This is a genomic window from Rickettsia koreansis, assembly GCF_046532895.1.
Classification (GTDB): Bacteria; Pseudomonadota; Alphaproteobacteria; order Rickettsiales; family Rickettsiaceae; genus Rickettsia; species Rickettsia rickettsii.
The window spans coordinates 92,340-111,975 of sequence record NZ_WHLZ01000002.1 but is presented as its reverse complement, the minus strand read 5'-3'; the positions used below and the strand labels follow the sequence as shown (position 1 = coordinate 111,975).

The window sequence follows — 19,636 nt, the reverse complement described above, 5'->3', positions numbered from 1 at the left end:
AAATATTTTTAACGAATTTAGAGGACACACCGACTCTAAATTCGTATTCATTTACCATTCAAACCGTTTTTTAGTCTAATTTTGACTTGTTTTAAAGAACGAGGAGTTGCGTCCGTAACTTCAATTTCAATATTTTCTGAAATATCTATTCTAGTACCGATAGCCGGAACACTACTGACTCTAGTCAATACTAATCCACCTATCGTATCAAACTCATCATAATCATTTTGTAGCTTTTCTCCTATTATTTCTTCAAGCACTTCTACTTCAACACGTGCATTTGAAATAATTGTTGAGTTATTAATAACCTTGAAATTATCGCTATCTAATTGCTGATCATGCTCATCATCTATTCGTCCTACTATTTCTTCTATAAGATCTTCAATAGTAACTAAACCGTCAGTACCGCCATACTCATCAACAACTATTGCAATATGTGTTCTCTCACGACGCATTTTTGCTAGCAAATCTAATAATTTCATAGAAGGAGCTGCAATTATATGCTTACGTATAAGCTTTTTTAAACGACCGTTTTGCTTTGTAGCCAATGCTTTAAATAAATCCTTGATATGAATGAACCCTACTACATTATCCAAAGTACCGTCATATATAAGAGTTCGTGTATGTGGGACTTCTAACTTAATAGACTCACTTAATTCTTCTAGATTCGTAGTTAATTTTATTGCCGCAATATCGGAACGCGGTACCATTATATCTTCAATAGTTTTATCTTCTAGCTCCAATAAATTAGCTAAAATATTACGCTCGTCTAAAGTCATTTTTTGGCTATTAATTTTAAGGCGTTTTATGACACCAAAAAAATTATCGGGCGTTTTTGTTTTTCTAAAAAAATTTTTTATCGGAGAGAATAATTTTCGTACAGTAAAAATTAACTTATTATTTTGATTTTTTTTACTAGAATCTTCTTTTTTTGAAGATTTTAACATAAATTTTTTTATTTAGTTAATAAGGGGGGAAAATACCGAAATATGATAATATTTCAATTTCTAGATTTTCCATAATATTTGCTTCTGTGTCATTTTGATGATCAAAACCAATTAAGTGTAAAATACTATGTATTAAAAGATGAATAAAATGATTCTCAAAAGTTTTGTGCTGCTCGCACGATTCATTATATATTACCTCATAACAAAATGCTATATCACCTAAATGCATATAATCAGAGTCACCTAAAAATTCAAGTTTAGAATATAAATCCTGCCAATTTAATTCGTTGCTTGGAAAAGAAAGAACGTTAGTAGCTTTTTCTATATTACGAAATTGTTTGTTTAAGGTCAATATTTCTGCAGCATTTGTTAGTAAAATTGATAATTCAAATTGTTTTATTTTACTAAAATTATCAAACCGCAATAAAATATTTTGAGTTATTTTTTTGATTAAACTCTTATTGACTTGCTTATGCTCACGCCATTTGTTGTAGTTTCTTACAATTTCTACATTTATCATTTTACCAAATATTGAATAAATAGTCGTTATAGACTTAGCTGTAATTTAAGAACATATTTTAAAAGCTGTATATCTTCATTAGAGATAACGTTAATTTTAGATTTTAATCTTAATTTGCTTACTGTCATTATTTGATCAGTCATGGCTTTACCTTTTTTGCTACCTATCATTACGTAGGCTTCACAAGGATAGCATTTATCGATGTTACTAGTTAAAGGTATTACTTGAACACGATTTAATGAAGCATTTGAGTAATTATTGCCGGTCTTACCTTAGCGACTTTCCACCTAACAAAGGATTAAAGTCGACCACCATACCTCAGCTCTTTTCATCAAAATCGCGTTCTATTAACCCTTCTACCCACTCATTGGCCTTCTCCTCAGCTTTTGTATCTTGAGCCATGGCTTTGTAAGCGGCTCCAAGCTCCTCATTAATTACATAAGGTTTTACAAGTTGCTCAATAAATTTGCTAATTTTACGTTCACCTATTACAGAATAAAGCCTATAATAAACCGCTTAATCTATAGTAATTGTCAATTTCTTCTGCATAAAATACTCGTATACACGTGTGTTACACGTATAATATCATATATATAAATTAATCAACATGAGGATTATTTACTTTAGTAAACAAAGATAATAGCTATGAAAACTGACCACACAGGCAATAAGATGATATTTTAAGACACCAGTTTTTGTTGGTAATTCTCTTTTAATTTTTGAAAATCCTCATCGGCATGGTATGAAGAACGGATTAGCGGGCTTGCCGAAACCATCAAGAATCCTTTTGTTTTTGCTACTCGCTCTAGATATTTAAACTCTTCCGGCGTAACATATTTTGCGACCTCAGCATGATTTTTGGTAGGCTGCAGATACTGCCCGATAGTTAGGAAATCAACCTTTGCTTCTCTTAAATCATCTATAACCTGTACTACTTCATTTATTTCTTCCCCAAGTCCTACCATCATACCGGATTTTGTAAAAATTTCAGGAGATAATTTTTTGATATTATGAAGTAAACTTAAAGAATTATAATATCTAGCCCCCGGTCTAATCGTTTTGTATAAAGACGGTACTGTTTCGACATTATGGTTAAAAACGTCAGGTTTTGCGTTTGCTATTATTTCAGCTGCTCCTTCTTTTCTTAAAAAATCGGGTGTTAGAATCTCAATAGTAGTATTTGGCGATGATTTTCGGATTTCGCTAATACACTCCGCAAAATGTGAAGCTCCGCCATCCTCAAGATCATCACGATCGACGGAAGTAATTACCACATGCTTAAGATTTAGCTTTTGTACCGCCTCCGCTAACCTTTGCGGTTCATGCGGATCAAGTAAATCCGGTCTACCCGTTTTAACGTTACAAAACCTACAGGCTCTAGTACAAACCGAACCTAAAATCATCACAGTTGTATGTTTTTTTGACCAGCACTCACCAATATTAGGACAAGCAGCTTCCTCGCACACAGTATTTAATCTCAGATTCTTTATTAAATCTTTTGTATTATAGTACTCTGTAGAATTAGGAGCTTTTACTTTTATCCAATCAGGTCGTTTATTTAAATTAGCCATAAAACGGAAATAATTTAATTAATTTTGTCACTTCATTTAATACTTTCTGCTCAAAATCGCTATTATCTTCATTATTTTTTAAGCCGTCTAAAATATCTGCTACCATATGACCGACTAATACAAAATCCTTTTCTTTAAAGCCTCTAGTAGTACATGCGGGAGTACCAAGGCGAATACCTGAAGTGATAAAAGGCGAAGTTTCATCAAACGGGATAGCATTCTTATTACACGTAATCCCTGCTCTATCCAAAGAATTTGCTGCAAGCTTACCCGTGATTCCGTCTTTACACAAATTCACTAAAACAATATGATTATCGGTACCACCTGTTAATATATCATATCCTCTTTCTTGCAAGCTACTTGCTAAAGCTTTAGCGTTACTTATTACCTGCTGAATATAACTTTTATATTCAGGCTGCAAATTTTCTAAAAAAGCTACGGCTTTTGCAGCGATTATATGCATTAACGGACCACCTTGTAGTCCTGGAAATAATGCAGAATTTATTTTGTGACCTATCTCTTCATCGTTAGATAAAATTAAACCGCCTCTTGGACCTCTAAGTGTTTTATGAGTAGTAGAGGTAACAGCGTGAGCGTAAGGAATAGGGCTTTGATGCTCACCTGTGGCAACAAGTCCTGCAATATGAGCAATATCTGCCATAAAGTAAGCTCCTACTTTATCCACGATTTCTCTAAATTTTGCAAAATCAATATTACGAGGATAAGCAGAAAAACCAGCTATAAGTAATTTTGGTTTATGCAAATCCGCTAAGCGTTCAATCTCATCATAATCGATTAAATAAGTCTCTTTATTTACGCTATAAGAAACGGCATTAAACCATTTACCGGACATATTAGGAGCTGCACCGTGCGTTAGATGCCCACCGCTATCTAAGGACATACCAAGAACCGTATCACCCGGCTGTAATAAAGCAAGATATACAGCCTGATTTGCTTGTGATCCTGAATGAGGTTGGACATTTGCATATTTGCAGTTAAAGAGTTTTTTTACTCGTTCTATAGCTAAATTTTCAGCTTTATCTATTTCCTCGCAACCGTTATAGAATCGCTTACTTGGGTATCCTTCGGCATATTTGTTAGTCAGAAGCGACCCTTGAGCTTCAAGCACAGCAGGACTTACGAAATTTTCTGATGCAATAAGCTCGATTACGCTACTTTGACGTAGCTTTTCACGCTTTATTATTTCATTAATCTCTTTATCCGTTTCGTGTAAATTATTATTAAACATATTCATTCATCCTCATATTTTTTTGGTTTTGTTGTGTGGATATCTAATCGTCATTGCGAGGAAAAATTGAAAATTTTGACGAAGCAATCTCATACCAAAATCCTAAGATTGCCACGCAGCCTACGGCTGCTCGCAATGACAGTTATTTATAAAATTAATCGCAATCTCAAGCCCCCGTCCATCTATTGAATGAGCAAGAGACGTTAATTTATGTCCGCTATGTTCTATATGCAGCTTAGATAAATAGTTTGAAGCATTATACATCTCGCTAACACCGACCACCTCATCTAATTCCCCATGAATCAAGCATATAGGAGTAAGCTTATTATTAACATCCATAGGTGGAATTAATGCACCCGAAAAACCTATAGTACAGAAAAAAGGCTCTTTTTGAACTAGTGTTAAATATAACCCTATCATCGTACCTTGAGAAAAGCCAATAATGATAGTATCTTTGTTGGTTAGATTGAACTCGTCCTGCTTTTGCTTTATTATATCTTCAACCTTAGAAATATTATTTGCAATTAGCTTTGCCATAATATGCGGGCCGCGGTCTTGCAAACTAAACCATTGTCTACCATAAGGCATCATATCATAAGCCTCAATACCATGCGGGGAAATAAAATGACAATTGGGTAAATAATTTTTGATATAAGGCACAAGTCCTATTAAATCATATCCGTCCGAGCCGACACCGTGCAGTAATACTACTAGCTTCTTCGGCGGCTGCTCTTTACTTTCTACTTCGGGGTATTCTAAATATTTGCTCATGTTTTTATATGTTTATGTACTTAAAATATTAAGGTTGAGTAGTAGTATACGAAGGTCAATTTCAAAAAGAACAATGAGTCTGCAAGGCGAGGAGCGTATACTGAATACGTGAGCACCGCAGAACTTGCTAGACGACTACGCCAATTTTTGAAATTCACTGAGTATACGCTTTCAACATCTTCTCAAGTTCTCCACTTTGATATAACTCTCTAGCAATATCACACCCGCCGACTAATTCTCCGTTAATGTATAATTGTGGGAATGTCGGCCAGTCGCTAAATTTTTTTAAATCTTCACGTAATTCAGCATCAAAAAGTACATTAATATCACGAAATTCTACACCTAATTTATTCAAAATAGCTACTACGGTTCCTGAAAATCCGCATGCAGGCGACTTTTTAGTACCTTTCATGAACAATACTACTTTATTATTTTTTATTTCATTTTCTATAAATTTACAATTTTTATTTTCTAGCATTTTAAGACTCAATAATTTATCTTCTAAAATACACTTTCTATAGCAATATATGCAAGCACAAATAGTTAATAAAATTTTTGAGATTTTTAGCAAGAATAATCCAAATCCGAAAACCGAATTAATATATAAGAATGATTTTACCTTATTAGTAGCGGTAATATTATCTGCTCAATCCACCGATATATCAGTAAATTTAGCAACTAAATCTTTATTTGAAACTTATGATACACCAGCAAAAATTTTAGAACTCGGCGAAGAAGGACTTAAAAAATATATAAAATCTATCGGACTATTTAACAACAAAGCAAAAAATATTATCGCATTATGTAAAATATTGATAAGCAATTATCAAGCTTCAGTACCGAATGATTTTAAGGCATTAATTAAACTACCGGGCGTTGGCAGAAAAACTGCTAATGTTGTACTAAATTGCTTATTCGGCATGCCTACAATGGCAGTTGATACGCATGTCTTTAGATTAGCCAAAAGAATCGGGCTTGCTAAAGGCGGTACTCCTGAAATAGTAGAAAAAGAGCTACTGCAGATTATCGATAAAAAATGGCTAATGCATGCCCATCACTGGCTAATTCTGCACGGCAGATATATATGCAAAGCTAAAAAACCCGATTGCGACATCTGCCCTATTAAAGAGTATTGCGATTATTATTTTAACCTTAAATAAGAGTTATAGTAAATCTTATAAATTACCAATTATTTCTGAATAATCTTCATGTTCTATAGAATTAGGTTTAGGATCAAGTGTTGCTAATGTTTCTAAATGACAAGTAACGAACGGTGCACCTTTTACCTTGCCCCCTGAATAGATACAGATGTTTGCAAAACCAAACGAATTCTCCTTCCATTTGTGCACTAGTTAATTCATTTAATATATTACAGTTTTTATCATAAAGACTAAATAAAGTTTTGTCATTATCCTCAATAAGTTTTATAGGGGTTTGTTTATTATCTAAATTTTCTTGCTGATGTCCTATATATATTTTATCTAAAACTCCTTTTTTCTCATATTCTTTAAAAATTATTTGTGTCATTTCCTTTACCGGTACAGTTAATCATATATTCTTTTTTATTAGAATAAATATCTTTGGCATAGGCGGCAATAAAACTATGAAGTTTAACTGCAAGATTTTTATGTTTTATAATAAAAGGTTTTTCTTGATATATTGGAAGTCTTGCTATACCAGAATGCGAAATAAAGCTTGAATTTTGAGAAGTCAGCATGGTTATAAACATCTCTATAGATGAAGTATCACACAAGTCATATTTTATTGGAAACAAAGGCTACATAATACATCGGTTAAGCCTTGATCATGATAATCTAAGCTAGCGGAAAAGGCATACTTCCCCTTATCAAAAATTTTTATCACCAGATCATTGCCTTGATAAGAACTTTGAAAGCTACTCTGCTTACCCAAAAAATCTTGCCAAGCAGACATATTCGCTCCGTTGACTTTTACCATATAAAAATGTAAATCATCTTCCTGTTTATAATGATGAATTTCTGAATTTACTTTTTGTATTTGTGTCTCTTGTAACTTTTTAAAAATACCCTGTAAATCAGAATATTGTTTATCTATTTTACTGAAATTATACTTAGAACCAAGCCGTAAAGCTCACCCATATTGCATTTCGATTCCATCCGGGGTTTTAGCTTCTTTACATACAGCTTTTATAAATTGACTTAACTGTTTTCTTCATCTTTAGTAAAATTATTTTTTTTAATCTCTCTAAGAATTTTTTTAATAAAGCCTCTTTTCTGCGATCTGTCATATTAACATCAGTATGATTAGTAATATTTATGCCTGTTTTTAATCTTAAATTCAAAATATCTTCCATATATCTATAGAAGGTATAAATTTCTATAGTTTGGGGCTTAAAAGATGAATTATCATTTAATTGCAAAATAAAATCATTTACTTCTTTCCAATGTTCATAAGTTGATATATCAAGAGCGATAATTTTATCCTTTACTATATAAGGATTTTGAAGAAAATTAAAAATCTCTTGTAAGCTTATTCCCTCTAAATTTGTACAATCTAAGACACCGTCTTGCATAAAACATAGTGCTTCTAGTGCTTCTTTCAATTGATAATTGATTTCTTTCATTTTATAAAAACTTTTAAATTTTAATTCTTAAAGAAATACTAAAAATTAATATTTTATCAACAAAATATCTTATGTAATTATAAAGATACGGCTAAGTGATGTGTACAAATACTTTAAATTTTAATATATTTTTAAATTGACAATTTTTTACTTACTTCATAATATCTAAGCTCAATTTGATAAAGGTAAAATTTATGCGTTCAGCACTTATAACTTCTATATTAGTAGCTGTAGCTTTCTTAACAAGTGCTTGTAATACAATGCAAGGTGCAGGTCAAGATATGCAGGCAGCCGGTAAAAAACTTAAAGATTCGGCAGAAAGCAATAAGCCTCAAAAAGGTTGCGGCTGTCCTCACAGCTCAGCTAACTAAATATACTGTTTTTTATAATGGGTCGTCTGCTGATTCTTCATTTACTCGGAGTATATATCGCAAACGACTTTTTATTTTTCCGCCTTATCGATTTCTGCTTTTAGCTTTTCTATTTCTTCTTTTGAAAGTTTAGTATATTTCATTATTGTTTCTAGAGACTCTTTATCAATTAGCATTTCTTTTGCTATTTCAATATTTCTTCTAGCTTCGCCTTCAGCCCTTCCTTCCTCTTTCATCTTTTTAAAAGCACTAGTTTCAATTCTAAGCCACTCTAAACGATTTTCATATTCCTCTCTTTCTGCATCATTTAAATTTATTACCTCAAGCACGGTTAATGCTTTTTTCAATACATCATTATCCAATTCTTTCGGTAAATTATCTTTATTTAATAAATCATTACGTGTTAAAAATGCTAGCCATATATCTAAAGCATTTTTAACTTTCTTGACGACATCAGATAACTCCTCCTTAGGCTTCTTAGCAAATTTATTAAGCTCTATCGTATGTAACTCTATATCTTTAAAATATACTAAACCACTTTTTATTTCCTTTAACTGAAAAGAATTATGATATTCATCTGTATCTGTAATACTGGTAAAGTTAAGTATGTGTATCCCTATTGTTTTATTTAATGCCGCATAATCTGATCCCTCTTTCAGTTGCTCCGTATACATTTTTGCCCAGTAATACAAAGCTTTTTTATCGTAATCCGCTTCATCGGTTACTTGGATTTTGATATTATACCTTTTACTGCTTTCACTTTTGGCTTTTATATCAAGTATAGATAGTTTATCGGCTTTAAAATTCTTTGGATTATACGGATTAAGTAATGTTACTTCTACAATCTGATCTTTCTCACTTACTATTGCATTAATAAGCGATATCAATAAATCTTTATTCTCTTCTACTCCGAAGATTTTTTTAAACGCTAAATCTACTCTAGGATTAACTTTTGACATATTATTATGTTACTGAATGTGATTTTTCTCTTTATTTTAGCATATTCTGAGGTAAATATTCTACTATAAATTTATATTAAATCTTTTGCTTATTCACCAATCTATATATCTCTTTTTTACTATAAACATCTTTGAATTTGTCATAAACAAGTTCGATAGTAGTTTTGCTACTTAAGTTTTTACTTAAGCAAAGTTCTATAAATTTTTCTAAATTTTTGTGTTGGTTTTGTTCCTGTATATTTCCTGAAATCAACAATACTATCTCACCTTTTAAAATATTATTTTGATAGAACTTTATTATTTCATCTATATCCCCTGTTTTTATTTCTTGATACAGTTTAGTTAACTCACGAGCTACACATATTTCTCGGTTTCCTAGTATTTCCTTAGCTACCGATAAAGTATTTATCAAACGAGGGGCCGTTTCAAAAAAAATCAAAGTAGCCTTAAGATTTACTAGTTCAGAAAAAATCTTTTTCTTACTTTTTATAGTTTTAGGTAAAAACCCGTGAAATAAAAATCGATCAGTAGGAAGAGCCGATAAAGTTAGAGCAGTAACCGGCGCAGATACTCCCGGTACTACGTCTATATGACAATTAAGATTGCGTATACCTCTAACTAACTTATAGCCGGGATCGGAAATTAAAGGAGTCCCTGCATCAGAAATTAAGCTTATTATATTGCCCGATCTTATTAAACTTATGATATTTTCTCTATCTTTCTCGTCACTATGATCATTATAAATTTGTAATTTTGTATGAATGTCATGTTTTGCTAGCAATTTTTGTGATATTCTAGTATCCTCGCATAAGATAATATCCGAATTTTTTAAAGTCGATATAGCACGAAGCGTTATATCTTCAAAATTACCGATCGGTGTTGAAACAATATATAATCCCGGTTTGGAAAGATATCTAATCATAGTTTTTTAATTTTAAGTAACATTATGGCTAGTATAAAACATAAACTACGAATCGTTCTATCATTTTTTTGCTTTATATATTTAACGTCCTGTCAAACTCCTAAAGAAGAACCTATAAGTTTTCCTAAAAAAGAACAAACAGAAATTGAGATTGCAATTTTAATGCCAAATCAGGGTCCTGATAGTATTGTCGGGAAACAATATAAAGATTTAATTAAAATGGGACTTAACGACGGAATCAAATCTTACATACATGTTACTTCTTACGATGGTTCAGACGAAAAAAACGTTTTAGCCGCTATGGATAAAATAGTAGCACGTAAAACTAAGATTATTTTAGGTCCTCTATATTCTAACTTTACCTCTCTAATAGCAGAAAAAGCAAAGGCAAATGATATTATTATAATAACTATGTCAAATAATCCGGCTCTTGCAGAAGATAAATTATTTGTATTCGGTCATGCACCTTTAAAACAACTGATACGTATCATTAATTATTACGCAAGTAACAACCATAAAGATTTTATGGCGTTATTACCTAAAGGGAAGCATTCGCAAACTATTAGTCAAGTAATGCAAAATATATTGATTCAGAACAATGCATCATTATCACGCACTGAATTTTATGAGGATAATCCTGAATCTATAGCAAAAGCCGCAAGAAATATTTCAGACAATACCGATATTATAAATGAACGTAGCGACACGACAAAACCGGTTATTTATCTATCAGACGATCCAAAAAATTTAAACCTACTCGCTGATAGTATTCGTAAATATAATTTAGATAAAAAGGCTATTTTAATTGGTGATAATCGTATTGATATCGATTACCCTGAAAATATCGATATTAGCTTTACTGGCTCTTTAAATTTACTGAATAGCAACGTTCCGGATAGGGCAAAAGACTTAGGTATTAACCATATAGGCTTCATGCATCTTCTTTCTTATGATTTAGGACGTATGACTGCAAACTATATAGGCAATGAATTTGCATCTGAAAGGTTTTTAAATAGAATGAACAGTAGACAACCTTATATAGGTTTATCCGGTAATATTTATTTCATCGATGGGGTAGCTCAGAGACGATATGATATTATTAGGAAAGAGAATGGGATATATTCTACTGTTTCAGGAAATTAGGACGTTGTTGTATCTTAGTCACTCAGTGACCTGACCATGTGTTGTACGAACGTTCAGGATGTCATTCCCGCGGAAGCGGGAATCCAGAGTAACGCGAAATAAATCGAGCTTTTCAAAAAAGCTTTAAAGTACTGGATTCCCGCTTTCGCGGGAATAACATTGAGTAGGTTTTTCAAGCCATGCAACAAGGCTGGTCAAACCACGGGATGACAAAGGGACACTAAAGATTAATTATTTATTTTTATCATTATCACTACTGTCGTCTTTCATGCCGTCTTTAAAAGCTTTAAGACCTTTAGCAAGATCGGACATGACTTGCGGTAATTTGCCAGCACCGAATAATACAAAAATAATTAATAAAACTATTAATAAATGGCTAAAGCTCATTCCCATGATATTTTTGCTGTATAAGTTAAAATTTAATTATATAAGATATTATAGCTCTAATCTAGGATAAAATAATTAAAGAAATGTTTACTAAAAAACAATTTTCAGAATTTTTTGCTACTTTTTTTTATATTGGGAAAATAAAATACTGCCCAGGCACTTTTGGATCAATTGCTGCTTTCCCTCTAACTTATTTCTTAATATATTTTATTGTTAATAACAAAATAATCATTCCTTTCTTAAGTCTTACTCTCGGTGAAGCTCAACTTGTCAGTATATTTATTATAAGCTTTAGCCTATGTTTGATACTCTTAATACTCGGCACTTATTTTACTAAAATATATTTAAATTATACAAATTCAGAAGACCCTAAAGAAGTGGTCATTGATGAAGTAGTAGGGCAAATACTAACTATTGTTTTAGTATTTTTTTCCGCTTTATTTGCTAATGAATCGTATTTAGTTAAATATTTTAGTCCGCTAACAATAAATATTATATTACTTTTCGTATTACCTTTTTGTCTATTCCGATTTTTTGATATAGTAAAGCCCTGGCCTATTAATTGGTTGGACAAAAATATTAAGGGCAGTATCGGCGTTATGCTTGATGATTTGCTAGCCGCAATATTTGCTGCGGTAACTCAATACGCAATTATATTTGTGTTAATAGATATTCGACAATAGATTTGCTATAAAAAAAGATCATTGACTAATTTCTAATATAATAATATGATACGATAAATATATGATACGATAAATATTTATAAATTTTTAAAGAGATAGTTTTCATGTTCGCAGTTATAAAAGCAGGTGGAAAACAATATAAAGTAGACAGAAATAGTATTATTAAAGTCGAAAAAATTGATGGAGAACTTGGCTCTAAAATTCAGTTTGATCAAATTTTAATGATTGGCGAATACTCAAAGCCTTCTTTTATTGGGACTCCAATAGTTAAAGGGGCTATCGTTACGGCTGAAATTACTAACCAACTTAAAGATAATAAAATTATAGTCTTTAAGAAAAAGCGTAGAAAAAATTATCGTCGTAAAGCCGGTCATCGTCAAGAATTGACGGAATTAAAAATATTAGATATTATCAAACAATAATAATAACTTAAAAGGAATTATAAAATGGCAACAAAAAAAGCCGGTGGTAGTTCTAGAAACGGAAGAGACTCGGCCGGTCGAAGGCTGGGAGTTAAAAAAGCCGATGGACAATATGTAATACCAGGTAATATTATAGTTAGACAACGCGGCACAAAAATTCATCCTGGAATGAATGTAGGGCTTGGCAAAGATCATACAATATTTGCTTTGATAGAAGGTAGAGTAGAATTTTTAACTAAGCGAAATCATAAAATCGTGAATGTTAAAGAAATTGCCAGTGCTTAAGTATTGCGGTTTGATCTACTAGTGTTACGTGGAACGGAAAATGCTTTTTATGGCATTGTTGCGTTGATTGGTAAAATCCACTTGGTCACCCGTGGCTTGACTACAGGGTCCATAAAAACAATTTAAAGTACTAATATTATTATTATTTTAAGCTGGATCCCGCGATCAAGTCGCGAGATGACAATTGAAAACCGTTCCACACAATAATGTCTGTAAGTGAGCTAAATTAATTTCCGCCTGATGACGACAGGCGGAAATTAATTATATAACATAACATTCTATTAGGCTTTCTTTACTTATGGCCTTAATAATTCAAAAGTTCGGTGGCACTTCCGTTGCAAATATTGATAGAATAAAAAAAATCGTTCCTATCATAAAAACCGAAATAGCTAAAAATAACCAAGTAATTATAGTAGTTTCGGCTATGGCAGGTGTTACTAATCAACTTGTCACATTGTGTAATGAAGTATCAAGCCTTAACAACATTTCTCAATTTGCAGAATATGATGTAGCACTTTCTAGCGGTGAAATAGTCACTGCTTCATTACTAGCGCTCGCTCTTCAAGAAGAAGACATAAAGGCGCGATCATTTCTAGCTTGGCAATTACCGATGCTCACCGATAATAATCATAGTAAAGCTTTAGTAGAATCAATTACTACAGATTTACTAGAAAAATATTTACAGTTAAATACCGTCCCTATAATAGCCGGTTTTCAAGGAATTAACAAATCTAATAGATTAACTACTTTGGGCAGAGGAGGATCTGATACTACTGCCGCCTTAATCGCTGCAGCTATGAAAGCCGATAGATGTGATATTTATACCGATGTAGAGGGAATATTTACTGCTGATCCAAGAATTATTCCCAATGCCAAGAAGATAAAAGAAATAGATTTTTTAGAAATGTTAGAACTAGCATCAAGTGGAGCAAAAGTACTACACCCTAGAGCCGGAGAGTTAGTAATGCGGTATAAAATAGATATGCGTGTTCTATCAACATTTTCACCGGATACAGAAGGTACGTTAATCACTTCAAAGGATAAAAATATGGAGAATGGGATTATTAACAGCATTACTTCTAATAAAAATTTATTAAAAATATCTGTAAAGAGCATTTCTTTAAGTTTTTTGCAAATTGCAAATATGATTACACAAAATAATAATCATATTGAGTTTATGCAAGAGATAAAAAATAATGAAGAATATAGTTTTATTACAAATTTAACCGATAAAAATAATTTACAAGCTTTACTGACTAATTTAAAAGATGATAAGCAGATACAAGATTTTACTTTTGATACCGAAATTGCTACAATCTCTCTTATTGGTTATGGGATTAAAAATGATTGTAAATTACTTGAAACGATATTATCAAAGTTAACGAACGATAATATAAATGTTCACATGATACAATTATCAGAAGTTAAAATTACCTTATTCATAAATGATCAAGATGCAGAAAAAACAATTTTTAATTTATATAATCTCTTAGATTCTGCATCTGAAATTTAATTTAACATGGCTCCTACTACAGGAAAATTTTATAATTTGTGACAAAAAAAGTTAAAATAGATTAATTTCAATTTCATATATAAGACCTAAATACTTAATTCAATAGCTTAAATTTATTATTTTCATTATAATTATCTTCTATTTACTATCTATTAGTTATATATTAATAAATAAGTCTAAGAGACTATCTATGAAGTTATTTTAACTCTCAATTTTTAGGAGTAAATTTTACAGGGAAAAATAATGAGTGAAGATATAAGGTCAAAAGAAAGATTTAATCAGATTAACGATATATCAGACACAAATAAAGATGATCCAGAAGAAATTAGAAATAATTTCAAAAAATTTGTACTGAATATATTAGAAACAGACAATATAACCCCGTATAAGTTAAGTGAAAAAACAGGTACTCATGAAACAGCGTGGAAAAATTTTCTAGATGGTCGTACAAAAATGCCTGATATGGGAGCAATTGTTGCTCTTGCAGATTATAAAAATGTCCCACTAGATGAAGTAATAGGCAGAGATATAAATAAAGCAAAAAAGATAACGGTAGAAATAAAACAAACTCCGGAAATATCGGCATCTATAACTAAACTACCAAAAGATATACTTCAAGAAGCCATGTTGATAGGAGAAAAAACTAGAGGATTTATTCATAAACCAACAAATAAAAAGACAAAATCTTTTGCTGAACAAGTTAAAAGCTCTAATAAACCGAAAGGAAGGTCTATCTAAATAAAAATATGTTTTTCAATATTGAGCCTAATATAAAACTTAAAACCTTACTTGATATTCTAAAATGGAAAATAACTTCAAAACGACCAAAATGGCCGACAGCACTGCCCGCTTACTTCCACTGATATTCCACCACAAAAAATAACTAGAAATAAAAATACACAGCTAAATCTCGATCGCTTCAGACAAGATGAATTTAAGGACGAGTCTGCACAGTGTACATTAATTAGTACGTGACTACAGACGAGTTCCACGAAATTCATTAGTATCAAGCGATCGAGATGACGCTGTACGAGTAGCCTACGTAGAGCATGTAACCTTTTGAATTCAAATAGACGGAATTCAAATAGACGGTTTAAATACCTTAACCGATCCGGCATGGTCGGAGCAGGTTAGTCCTTTTACTTTTGCAGGACCAAAGAGAGTGGTAAAACCCGGTATTAATTTTACCGATTTACCTAAAATAGATGTTATATTAATAAGCCATAATCACTATGACCATTTAGACATCAGAACAATTAAAGATTTATGGGTACGAGATAAGCCTAAGATTATTACACCGCTAATGAATGACGTAATAAATCAAAAAACATATTACCGATGCAGAAATTGTTACCTTAGGGTGGGGAGAGTCATATAAAGAACAAGAAATACAGCTAAATTCAAAAAGTTTCCAAGAAGATGAAATTAAAGACGATGTAGAATTTTCTTTAGAACCGACACAGCATTTGGTCGGCTAGAGGAATATTTGATAAAAATAAAGCATTATGGGGAACTTTGATCATTAAAACTAAGATAGGAGATATTTGTTTTATAGGTGATGCGGGTTATAACGATACTCTTTTTAAAGAGATCGGAAAAAAACATAATATTTTAATAAGCATTATTCCGATAGGGGCTTATATGAACCAAGATGGTTTATGAAACCTGTGCATATGCATCCTGAAGAAGCCATATTTACTCATTTGGACTTATGCACTAAATATTTTCTATAGCTAGTCATTTTGACGTCTTTCAATTAGCTGATGAAGCATTTAATGCCGCTCCTTTGGAACTCCGACAAGCTATGAAAAAACATAATATTGATGAAAATAAGTTGATTATCCCTGAAATAGGTGAATTTTTCCTATTTGATAAAAACGATTTATAGTTTATGAACTTAAATTAAATGTGTTTTGTCTACCCATACTATATGTTTTACTGGATCCCGTGAATAAATCACGGGATGACAGAGAGGAATAATAAGCCACACCAACCACCCCTGAACGACACAAAATTCAGTTTATAATGGGGATAAAAGCATATTTATTACTGATTTATCACGAGAAGAGAAAATAGAGCTACTAAATGGTTGTGCTTGGGGCATTGCATTAGTCCATAATATTCTACCACTTTTTGCTTCTACTACTCCTATAGACATAAATATATTATCTGCATTACTTACTGAACAACCCAAAGCACTCATTAAAAAGTCACGTGTACGAGCTCCATTAGTCTTTATTATTTGCACATAATTAAGTAATACAAATATATCAGCTCCTGTTTTTTCGCCTAACATTATAACAGGTTCACCTATATTTTGAGTCATTGAGAAAGCTTTTTCTTCAGGCCATAATAAAGCGTATATAAAGCAGTATAAGTATTATTATAGGAGCTACGGAAACGAGATACTAAATCATCAAGCTTTTGTGTTCTAATATCTTTGTTGTGCAATAGCTTAACTCTTAACCCATTCTTCTGCATTGCTAAAGAAATTTCTTGCTTCAACAATTCTTCCAAATGATCTTCATAGTTATATTTACGTTCTTTACAATTACCAATATCTAACGCATATGCTTCCGTTTGCATCGGTAAAACTAATATTTCCTTGTATACATAAGATAATAAAACATAACATTTAAAGTTAAAAAAATACAAGTAAAGATACTTACATTCATTATTTTCGTCAAGATTTATTTTTTACCTATTACGGTTAAATAACATGGTCATAGAATAAGCAAGTACGGCAAACATGCAAAGATATAAAATCGGGAATAGGTTAAAATCAAATGATTTTACTACCTTTGCACAAATATAATTAGCAGTACCGGACATTAACATTGAGCCGATATTATGTCCTAAACTTATAACACGATAGCGTTCTCTAACTACAAAAGACTTAATAACTATACTATGAACAAGAGCATTAAAAGGTGCAACTGATGCAGCTAACATTAAACTAGCTGCAAACCCTAAATTAGTCATTTGATATTTTACTGCTATCACAAAAAATACACTTGCTGTAATAGTACATATAAATGCGATTTTTAATACTGAATTAACTCCTAAGCGATCAGCAATAAAACCGGCAATCGGCATGCAAACAGCAAAACATATTACTATTAAGACCGAAAAAGCACTCATAATAATACCGACTGAAGGTAATACGATCGGTAAATATTGCTTCATAAAGATGATCGCAATTTGATATGTTACTCCAACACCTCCGGCTAAAAATATTAACAGTGCAATATTTTTCCATTGCTTTTTCATTATAGAGCTAAGTTTTTCAATAGAATCTTGGCTATAGTGTGCTTTTTTAAACTCCGGTGTTTCATCAAATTTTCGGCGATAATAAAGAGTTATTAATGCAAGTGGTAAACTTAGTAAAAACGGAATACGCCAACCCCACTCCGGCAAAATATGAGAATTAAAGAAATTAGTTGCACCGATTCCGCATAATAAACCTATTACTCCTGTACATCTAGTTATTGCCGAGGCAGTAAATCGGTATTTTGCTCCTAAATGTTCAATAACATAAATCACTGCACCGTCATATTCCCCTCCAATAAAAATACCTTGCATGAAGCGACATAAAACTAAAATTATTGTACTCCAAACTCCTATCGAGGAATAATCGGGCAATAAACCTATTATTAAGGTAGGGATTACAATACCGATAATCGTAAAACTTAAGGCTTTTTTTCGACCGTATATATCCCCTATACGTCCAAAAATATAAGCACCCATAGGCTTTGATAAATATGCTGCTGAATAAACGGCAAAAACATTTACAAGCTTTGTTAATAGATCAGTATTGGCTGCAAAGAATTTATCAGCGATAATTGCCGCTGAAAAACCATATAAACTATAGTCGTAATATTCAATAATAGTGCCTAAAAAAGCACCGAGAACTTTATTGCGTGATTTTGTTTGTTTCATTTTAAAGGTATACTGTGAGTAAACGAAAAGTAGGTAGACTAATTTGAAAAAGAGCAAGGCGTCTTGAAGCTGATAACCGCAGCGTATATACTAGTACGTGAGGATTATCAGCAAAAGACAACGTAGCCAATTTTGCAAATTAAACGAGTATACATGACCGCTTTGGCCGTTACTTAAAATCCTTCAAAGACCTTTATGTAAAGGTGGACTTCATATATCTAAACTGAATTAGTATTAGACAGGGACGATGTCCTAAAAGTTAGTGGTAGTCCTAGGTTAATATTAAGCTCACGAACCAAGCAGCCAAGAGCTAATATATCACTTTCCCATTTTACGTGCAAGGTTTTCTAAGTAACCTGCTATAGTAGTTAAGGTTTCTGCGAATTTTTCTTCGTCTGGATGATTTTTTTGGAGACCGTTTTTATTAAGTTTTTCTGTTAGACTAGCTATTTCAGCTTGCGCATTAAGTGATGCCATAACTAATAATAGCTCAAAAGAGGCTGTGGGACTACCAAGTTTAATTTCCGCTATTTTATCATTCAATTTATTCGCTAAAGATAGTAATTCTTCCTCATCTCCATTATTACAATATAATTGAAAACTCTTGTTATTTAATGTTACCGTAACAATTGACATAATTATTTTTGCTGTTTTTTTATTTCTTCCAGTTCATTAATATAAATGTTAATTTGATCTAGCATTGTTATATAATTATCTTTTAATACTTTATTTTCGTTTTGTAATTTTTGAACTTCATTTTGATTATTTACAAGCATACTCAACAAATCATCGAGTTTATGTTCTACTTCTTCCATTAATTTCTTTAGACTGCTTACATAACTTGCTTCTAAAGGTAATTTGTACGTCGATCCTGTACTCGCATCCTCACGTACGTCTATGTACACTGCGGTGCCGCGTTCCGTGTCTCCTTCAAATGCCTCTTTATTAGCTTCGTTCTGTAAGCAGTCTAATATTTCATTATTCATTTTCGTTTAAGCGTTAATTATGAATGGATGACTTACAATAATAATTGATAACATTATAATAGATATAAGTACTAATTGTTTTTTACGTTTATAATTTATTAATACCGTAGCTCTTTTATTATTTAATAATTTTTCGGTTTCGTTCTGTTTAGTAGCTTCTATCTGCTCTGCATTTCTATCTTTTACATTAAGATAATCCAAGTATAATTTTAAGTAACCTCTTACGTATACTTCTCCCGGTAAAACATCAAAATCACCCTCTTCTAAAGCTACTAAATATTTTTTTCTAATTTTTAAATCACTAGATGCCTGATTTAAAGTTTTACCTAAATCTAACCTAATTTGCCTAAGCATTGACGACATAAT

28 protein-coding genes, 1 other RNA gene and 3 pseudogenes are annotated in these 19,636 nt (G+C 31.8%); 11 read left to right on the top strand and 21 right to left on the bottom strand.

The features are described from left to right. Positions 1-47: 47 nt before the first annotated feature. From tlyC to grxD, 7 genes and pseudogenes are all read right to left on the bottom strand, one after another. Positions 48-947, bottom strand: coding sequence for a hemolysin C (gene tlyC / locus GCO76_RS06165; RefSeq protein WP_014014744.1), 900 nt, complete (start codon positions 945-947; stop codon positions 48-50). 16 nt (positions 948-963) lie between these two features. Continuing rightward, positions 964-1,467 (bottom strand): rRNA maturation RNase YbeY, encoded by a 504-nt coding sequence (gene ybeY / locus GCO76_RS06160; RefSeq protein ID WP_410956564.1) that lies wholly within the window; start codon positions 1,465-1,467, stop codon positions 964-966. A gap of 26 nt (positions 1,468-1,493) precedes the next feature. Beyond that, a pseudogene (locus tag GCO76_RS06155) lies at positions 1,494-1,715 on the bottom strand (type II toxin-antitoxin system PemK/MazF family toxin); the annotation flags it as partial. A 432-nt stretch (positions 1,716-2,147) separates the two neighbouring features. Then, complete coding sequence (gene lipA, locus GCO76_RS06150; RefSeq protein WP_410956563.1) at positions 2,148-3,038, bottom strand: lipoyl synthase; 891 nt, start codon at positions 3,036-3,038, stop codon at positions 2,148-2,150. Beyond that, positions 3,031-4,293 (bottom strand): serine hydroxymethyltransferase, encoded by a 1,263-nt coding sequence (gene glyA / locus GCO76_RS06145; protein WP_410956562.1) that lies wholly within the window; start codon positions 4,291-4,293, stop codon positions 3,031-3,033. The genes lipA and glyA overlap by 8 nt, the downstream gene beginning before the upstream one ends. Positions 4,294-4,407: 114 nt before the next feature. After that, the gene (locus GCO76_RS06140) at positions 4,408-5,058 is read right to left on the bottom strand and encodes an alpha/beta hydrolase family protein (RefSeq protein WP_410956561.1); all 651 of its coding nucleotides are present in this window, start codon (positions 5,056-5,058) and stop codon (positions 4,408-4,410) included. Positions 5,059-5,212: 154 nt separating this feature from the next. Beyond that, positions 5,213-5,536: a Grx4 family monothiol glutaredoxin gene (gene grxD / locus GCO76_RS06135; RefSeq protein ID WP_410956619.1), complete on the bottom strand. Its 324-nt coding sequence runs from the start codon at positions 5,534-5,536 to the stop codon at positions 5,213-5,215. 49 nt (positions 5,537-5,585) lie between these two features. On the opposite strand from grxD, the gene nth reads away from it, so the two are divergent. Continuing rightward, on the top strand, positions 5,586-6,218 hold the full coding sequence (gene nth, locus GCO76_RS06130; protein WP_410956560.1) for an endonuclease III: 633 nt from the start codon (positions 5,586-5,588) through the stop codon (positions 6,216-6,218). Between the two features lie 73 nt (positions 6,219-6,291). Here the strand turns inward: nth and GCO76_RS06125 are convergent, their stop codons facing one another. The 4 genes from GCO76_RS06125 to GCO76_RS06110 all read right to left on the bottom strand — a co-directional run bounded on the left by GCO76_RS06125 (position 6,292) and on the right by GCO76_RS06110 (position 7,660). After that, on the bottom strand, positions 6,292-6,585 hold the full coding sequence (locus tag GCO76_RS06125) for a hypothetical protein (protein WP_410956626.1): 294 nt from the start codon (positions 6,583-6,585) through the stop codon (positions 6,292-6,294). After that, on the bottom strand, positions 6,566-6,811 hold the full coding sequence (locus GCO76_RS06120) for a hypothetical protein (protein WP_410956559.1): 246 nt from the start codon (positions 6,809-6,811) through the stop codon (positions 6,566-6,568). The genes GCO76_RS06125 and GCO76_RS06120 overlap by 20 nt, the downstream gene beginning before the upstream one ends. A gap of 8 nt (positions 6,812-6,819) precedes the next feature. Then, on the bottom strand, positions 6,820-7,014 hold the full coding sequence (locus tag GCO76_RS06115) for a hypothetical protein (protein WP_024704357.1): 195 nt from the start codon (positions 7,012-7,014) through the stop codon (positions 6,820-6,822). 196 nt (positions 7,015-7,210) lie between these two features. Beyond that, positions 7,211-7,660, bottom strand: a complete 450-nt coding sequence (locus GCO76_RS06110; protein ID WP_410956558.1) for a hypothetical protein — start codon at positions 7,658-7,660, stop codon at positions 7,211-7,213. A gap of 194 nt (positions 7,661-7,854) precedes the next feature. On the opposite strand from GCO76_RS06110, the gene GCO76_RS06105 reads away from it, so the two are divergent. Then, the gene (locus tag GCO76_RS06105) at positions 7,855-8,031 is read left to right on the top strand and encodes an entericidin A/B family lipoprotein (protein WP_012151273.1); all 177 of its coding nucleotides are present in this window, start codon (positions 7,855-7,857) and stop codon (positions 8,029-8,031) included. A 71-nt stretch (positions 8,032-8,102) separates the two neighbouring features. On the opposite strand, the gene GCO76_RS06100 is transcribed toward GCO76_RS06105, so the two are convergent. Together GCO76_RS06100 and rsmI are read right to left on the bottom strand one after the other, a co-directional pair. Then, on the bottom strand, positions 8,103-8,990 hold the full coding sequence (locus tag GCO76_RS06100; RefSeq protein ID WP_410956557.1) for an Rpn family recombination-promoting nuclease/putative transposase: 888 nt from the start codon (positions 8,988-8,990) through the stop codon (positions 8,103-8,105). A gap of 76 nt (positions 8,991-9,066) precedes the next feature. Continuing rightward, entirely contained in the window at positions 9,067-9,912 is an 846-nt protein-coding gene (rsmI, locus tag GCO76_RS06095) for a 16S rRNA (cytidine(1402)-2'-O)-methyltransferase (RefSeq protein WP_410956556.1), read from the bottom strand. A 24-nt stretch (positions 9,913-9,936) separates the two neighbouring features. Here rsmI and GCO76_RS06090 point away from each other — a divergent pair, with 24 nt between their 5' ends. After that, complete coding sequence (locus GCO76_RS06090; RefSeq protein WP_410956555.1) at positions 9,937-11,055, top strand: penicillin-binding protein activator; 1,119 nt, start codon at positions 9,937-9,939, stop codon at positions 11,053-11,055. A gap of 231 nt (positions 11,056-11,286) precedes the next feature. On the opposite strand, the gene tatA is transcribed toward GCO76_RS06090, so the two are convergent. Then, positions 11,287-11,448 (bottom strand): twin-arginine translocase TatA, encoded by a 162-nt coding sequence (gene tatA, locus GCO76_RS06085; RefSeq protein WP_410956554.1) that lies wholly within the window; start codon positions 11,446-11,448, stop codon positions 11,287-11,289. A 77-nt stretch (positions 11,449-11,525) separates the two neighbouring features. Between tatA and GCO76_RS06080 the strand changes: the two genes are divergently transcribed. The 8 genes and pseudogenes from GCO76_RS06080 (at position 11,526) to GCO76_RS06045 (ending at position 16,007) form a co-directional block, all read left to right on the top strand. Next, positions 11,526-12,125, top strand: coding sequence for a phosphatidylglycerophosphatase A family protein (locus tag GCO76_RS06080; protein ID WP_410956553.1), 600 nt, complete (start codon positions 11,526-11,528; stop codon positions 12,123-12,125). Between the two features lie 104 nt (positions 12,126-12,229). Beyond that, positions 12,230-12,547, top strand: a complete 318-nt coding sequence (rplU, locus tag GCO76_RS06075) for a 50S ribosomal protein L21 (RefSeq protein ID WP_014014759.1) — start codon at positions 12,230-12,232, stop codon at positions 12,545-12,547. A 24-nt stretch (positions 12,548-12,571) separates the two neighbouring features. Continuing rightward, a complete protein-coding gene (rpmA, locus tag GCO76_RS06070) occupies positions 12,572-12,832 on the top strand; it encodes a 50S ribosomal protein L27 (RefSeq protein WP_103897531.1) in 261 nt (86 codons plus the stop codon). A 298-nt stretch (positions 12,833-13,130) separates the two neighbouring features. Continuing rightward, positions 13,131-14,345 (top strand): aspartate kinase, encoded by a 1,215-nt coding sequence (locus tag GCO76_RS06065; RefSeq protein ID WP_410956552.1) that lies wholly within the window; start codon positions 13,131-13,133, stop codon positions 14,343-14,345. A gap of 243 nt (positions 14,346-14,588) precedes the next feature. Continuing rightward, complete coding sequence (locus GCO76_RS06060; RefSeq protein ID WP_410956551.1) at positions 14,589-15,083, top strand: helix-turn-helix domain-containing protein; 495 nt, start codon at positions 14,589-14,591, stop codon at positions 15,081-15,083. A gap of 156 nt (positions 15,084-15,239) precedes the next feature. Beyond that, positions 15,240-15,396: pseudogene (locus tag GCO76_RS06055) on the top strand (palindromic element RPE3 domain-containing protein); the annotation flags it as partial. A gap of 12 nt (positions 15,397-15,408) precedes the next feature. Then, positions 15,409-15,757: pseudogene (locus GCO76_RS06050) on the top strand (MBL fold metallo-hydrolase); the annotation flags it as partial. A gap of 103 nt (positions 15,758-15,860) precedes the next feature. Then, positions 15,861-16,007 carry an MBL fold metallo-hydrolase gene (locus tag GCO76_RS06045; protein ID WP_410956550.1) on the top strand — a complete coding sequence of 49 codons (147 nt, stop codon included), beginning with the start codon at positions 15,861-15,863 and terminating at the stop codon, positions 16,005-16,007. Positions 16,008-16,365: 358 nt separating this feature from the next. Here GCO76_RS06045 and GCO76_RS06040 read toward each other — a convergent pair whose 3' ends face one another. From GCO76_RS06040 to GCO76_RS06010, 7 genes are all read right to left on the bottom strand, one after another. After that, positions 16,366-16,671, bottom strand: a complete 306-nt coding sequence (locus GCO76_RS06040; RefSeq protein WP_410956549.1) for a hypothetical protein — start codon at positions 16,669-16,671, stop codon at positions 16,366-16,368. Next, a complete protein-coding gene (locus GCO76_RS06035) occupies positions 16,668-16,931 on the bottom strand; it encodes a hypothetical protein (RefSeq protein WP_410956548.1) in 264 nt (87 codons plus the stop codon). Before GCO76_RS06035 ends, GCO76_RS06040 begins: the two co-directional genes overlap by 4 nt. A gap of 111 nt (positions 16,932-17,042) precedes the next feature. Continuing rightward, on the bottom strand, positions 17,043-18,284 hold the full coding sequence (locus GCO76_RS06030) for an MFS transporter (RefSeq protein WP_410956547.1): 1,242 nt from the start codon (positions 18,282-18,284) through the stop codon (positions 17,043-17,045). A gap of 150 nt (positions 18,285-18,434) precedes the next feature. Continuing rightward, a non-coding RNA gene (gene ssrS / locus GCO76_RS06025) (6S RNA) lies at positions 18,435-18,593 on the bottom strand. Positions 18,594-18,602: 9 nt separating this feature from the next. Then, a complete protein-coding gene (locus GCO76_RS06020; RefSeq protein ID WP_004997454.1) occupies positions 18,603-18,920 on the bottom strand; it encodes a cell division protein ZapA in 318 nt (105 codons plus the stop codon). 2 nt (positions 18,921-18,922) lie between these two features. Further along, positions 18,923-19,270, bottom strand: coding sequence for a palindromic element RPE1 domain-containing protein (locus GCO76_RS06015; RefSeq protein WP_014121077.1), 348 nt, complete (start codon positions 19,268-19,270; stop codon positions 18,923-18,925). A gap of 6 nt (positions 19,271-19,276) precedes the next feature. Beyond that, positions 19,277-19,633, bottom strand: a complete 357-nt coding sequence (locus GCO76_RS06010; RefSeq protein ID WP_410956546.1) for a helix-turn-helix domain-containing protein — start codon at positions 19,631-19,633, stop codon at positions 19,277-19,279. Between the last annotated feature and the right edge of the window lie 3 nt (positions 19,634-19,636).

What these genes read in the sequence shown, in the direction of transcription:
- GCO76_RS06015 (WP_014121077.1), bottom strand. Translation starts at nt 19,270, where the DNA reads ATGAATAATGAAATATTAGACTGCTTACAGAACGAAGCTAATAAAGAG.
- GCO76_RS06030 (WP_410956547.1), bottom strand. Translation starts at nt 18,284, where the DNA reads ATGAAACAAACAAAATCACGCAATAAAGTTCTCGGTGCTTTTTTAGGC.
- GCO76_RS06035 (WP_410956548.1), bottom strand. Translation starts at nt 16,931, where the DNA reads ATGCAAACGGAAGCATATGCGTTAGATATTGGTAATTGTAAAGAACGT.
- grxD (WP_410956619.1), bottom strand. Translation starts at nt 5,536, where the DNA reads ATGCTAGAAAATAAAAATTGTAAATTTATAGAAAATGAAATAAAAAAT.
- GCO76_RS06065 (WP_410956552.1), top strand. Translation starts at nt 13,131, where the DNA reads ATGGCCTTAATAATTCAAAAGTTCGGTGGCACTTCCGTTGCAAATATT.
- GCO76_RS06060 (WP_410956551.1), top strand. Translation starts at nt 14,589, where the DNA reads ATGAGTGAAGATATAAGGTCAAAAGAAAGATTTAATCAGATTAACGAT.
- ybeY (WP_410956564.1), bottom strand. Translation starts at nt 1,467, where the DNA reads ATGATAAATGTAGAAATTGTAAGAAACTACAACAAATGGCGTGAGCAT.
- rplU (WP_014014759.1), top strand. Translation starts at nt 12,230, where the DNA reads ATGTTCGCAGTTATAAAAGCAGGTGGAAAACAATATAAAGTAGACAGA.
- nth (WP_410956560.1), top strand. Translation starts at nt 5,586, where the DNA reads ATGCAAGCACAAATAGTTAATAAAATTTTTGAGATTTTTAGCAAGAAT.
- tlyC (WP_014014744.1), bottom strand. Translation starts at nt 947, where the DNA reads ATGTTAAAATCTTCAAAAAAAGAAGATTCTAGTAAAAAAAATCAAAAT.
- GCO76_RS06040 (WP_410956549.1), bottom strand. Translation starts at nt 16,671, where the DNA reads ATGACTCAAAATATAGGTGAACCTGTTATAATGTTAGGCGAAAAAACA.
- GCO76_RS06020 (WP_004997454.1), bottom strand. Translation starts at nt 18,920, where the DNA reads ATGTCAATTGTTACGGTAACATTAAATAACAAGAGTTTTCAATTATAT.
- GCO76_RS06010 (WP_410956546.1), bottom strand. Translation starts at nt 19,633, where the DNA reads ATGTCGTCAATGCTTAGGCAAATTAGGTTAGATTTAGGTAAAACTTTA.
- GCO76_RS06110 (WP_410956558.1), bottom strand. Translation starts at nt 7,660, where the DNA reads ATGAAAGAAATCAATTATCAATTGAAAGAAGCACTAGAAGCACTATGT.
- rpmA (WP_103897531.1), top strand. Translation starts at nt 12,572, where the DNA reads ATGGCAACAAAAAAAGCCGGTGGTAGTTCTAGAAACGGAAGAGACTCG.
- GCO76_RS06125 (WP_410956626.1), bottom strand. Translation starts at nt 6,585, where the DNA reads ATGACACAAATAATTTTTAAAGAATATGAGAAAAAAGGAGTTTTAGAT.
- GCO76_RS06100 (WP_410956557.1), bottom strand. Translation starts at nt 8,990, where the DNA reads ATGTCAAAAGTTAATCCTAGAGTAGATTTAGCGTTTAAAAAAATCTTC.
- lipA (WP_410956563.1), bottom strand. Translation starts at nt 3,038, where the DNA reads ATGGCTAATTTAAATAAACGACCTGATTGGATAAAAGTAAAAGCTCCT.
- rsmI (WP_410956556.1), bottom strand. Translation starts at nt 9,912, where the DNA reads ATGATTAGATATCTTTCCAAACCGGGATTATATATTGTTTCAACACCG.
- GCO76_RS06080 (WP_410956553.1), top strand. Translation starts at nt 11,526, where the DNA reads ATGTTTACTAAAAAACAATTTTCAGAATTTTTTGCTACTTTTTTTTAT.
- GCO76_RS06140 (WP_410956561.1), bottom strand. Translation starts at nt 5,058, where the DNA reads ATGAGCAAATATTTAGAATACCCCGAAGTAGAAAGTAAAGAGCAGCCG.
- GCO76_RS06115 (WP_024704357.1), bottom strand. Translation starts at nt 7,014, where the DNA reads ATGGTAAAAGTCAACGGAGCGAATATGTCTGCTTGGCAAGATTTTTTG.
- GCO76_RS06105 (WP_012151273.1), top strand. Translation starts at nt 7,855, where the DNA reads ATGCGTTCAGCACTTATAACTTCTATATTAGTAGCTGTAGCTTTCTTA.
- glyA (WP_410956562.1), bottom strand. Translation starts at nt 4,293, where the DNA reads ATGAATATGTTTAATAATAATTTACACGAAACGGATAAAGAGATTAAT.
- GCO76_RS06090 (WP_410956555.1), top strand. Translation starts at nt 9,937, where the DNA reads ATGGCTAGTATAAAACATAAACTACGAATCGTTCTATCATTTTTTTGC.
- tatA (WP_410956554.1), bottom strand. Translation starts at nt 11,448, where the DNA reads ATGGGAATGAGCTTTAGCCATTTATTAATAGTTTTATTAATTATTTTT.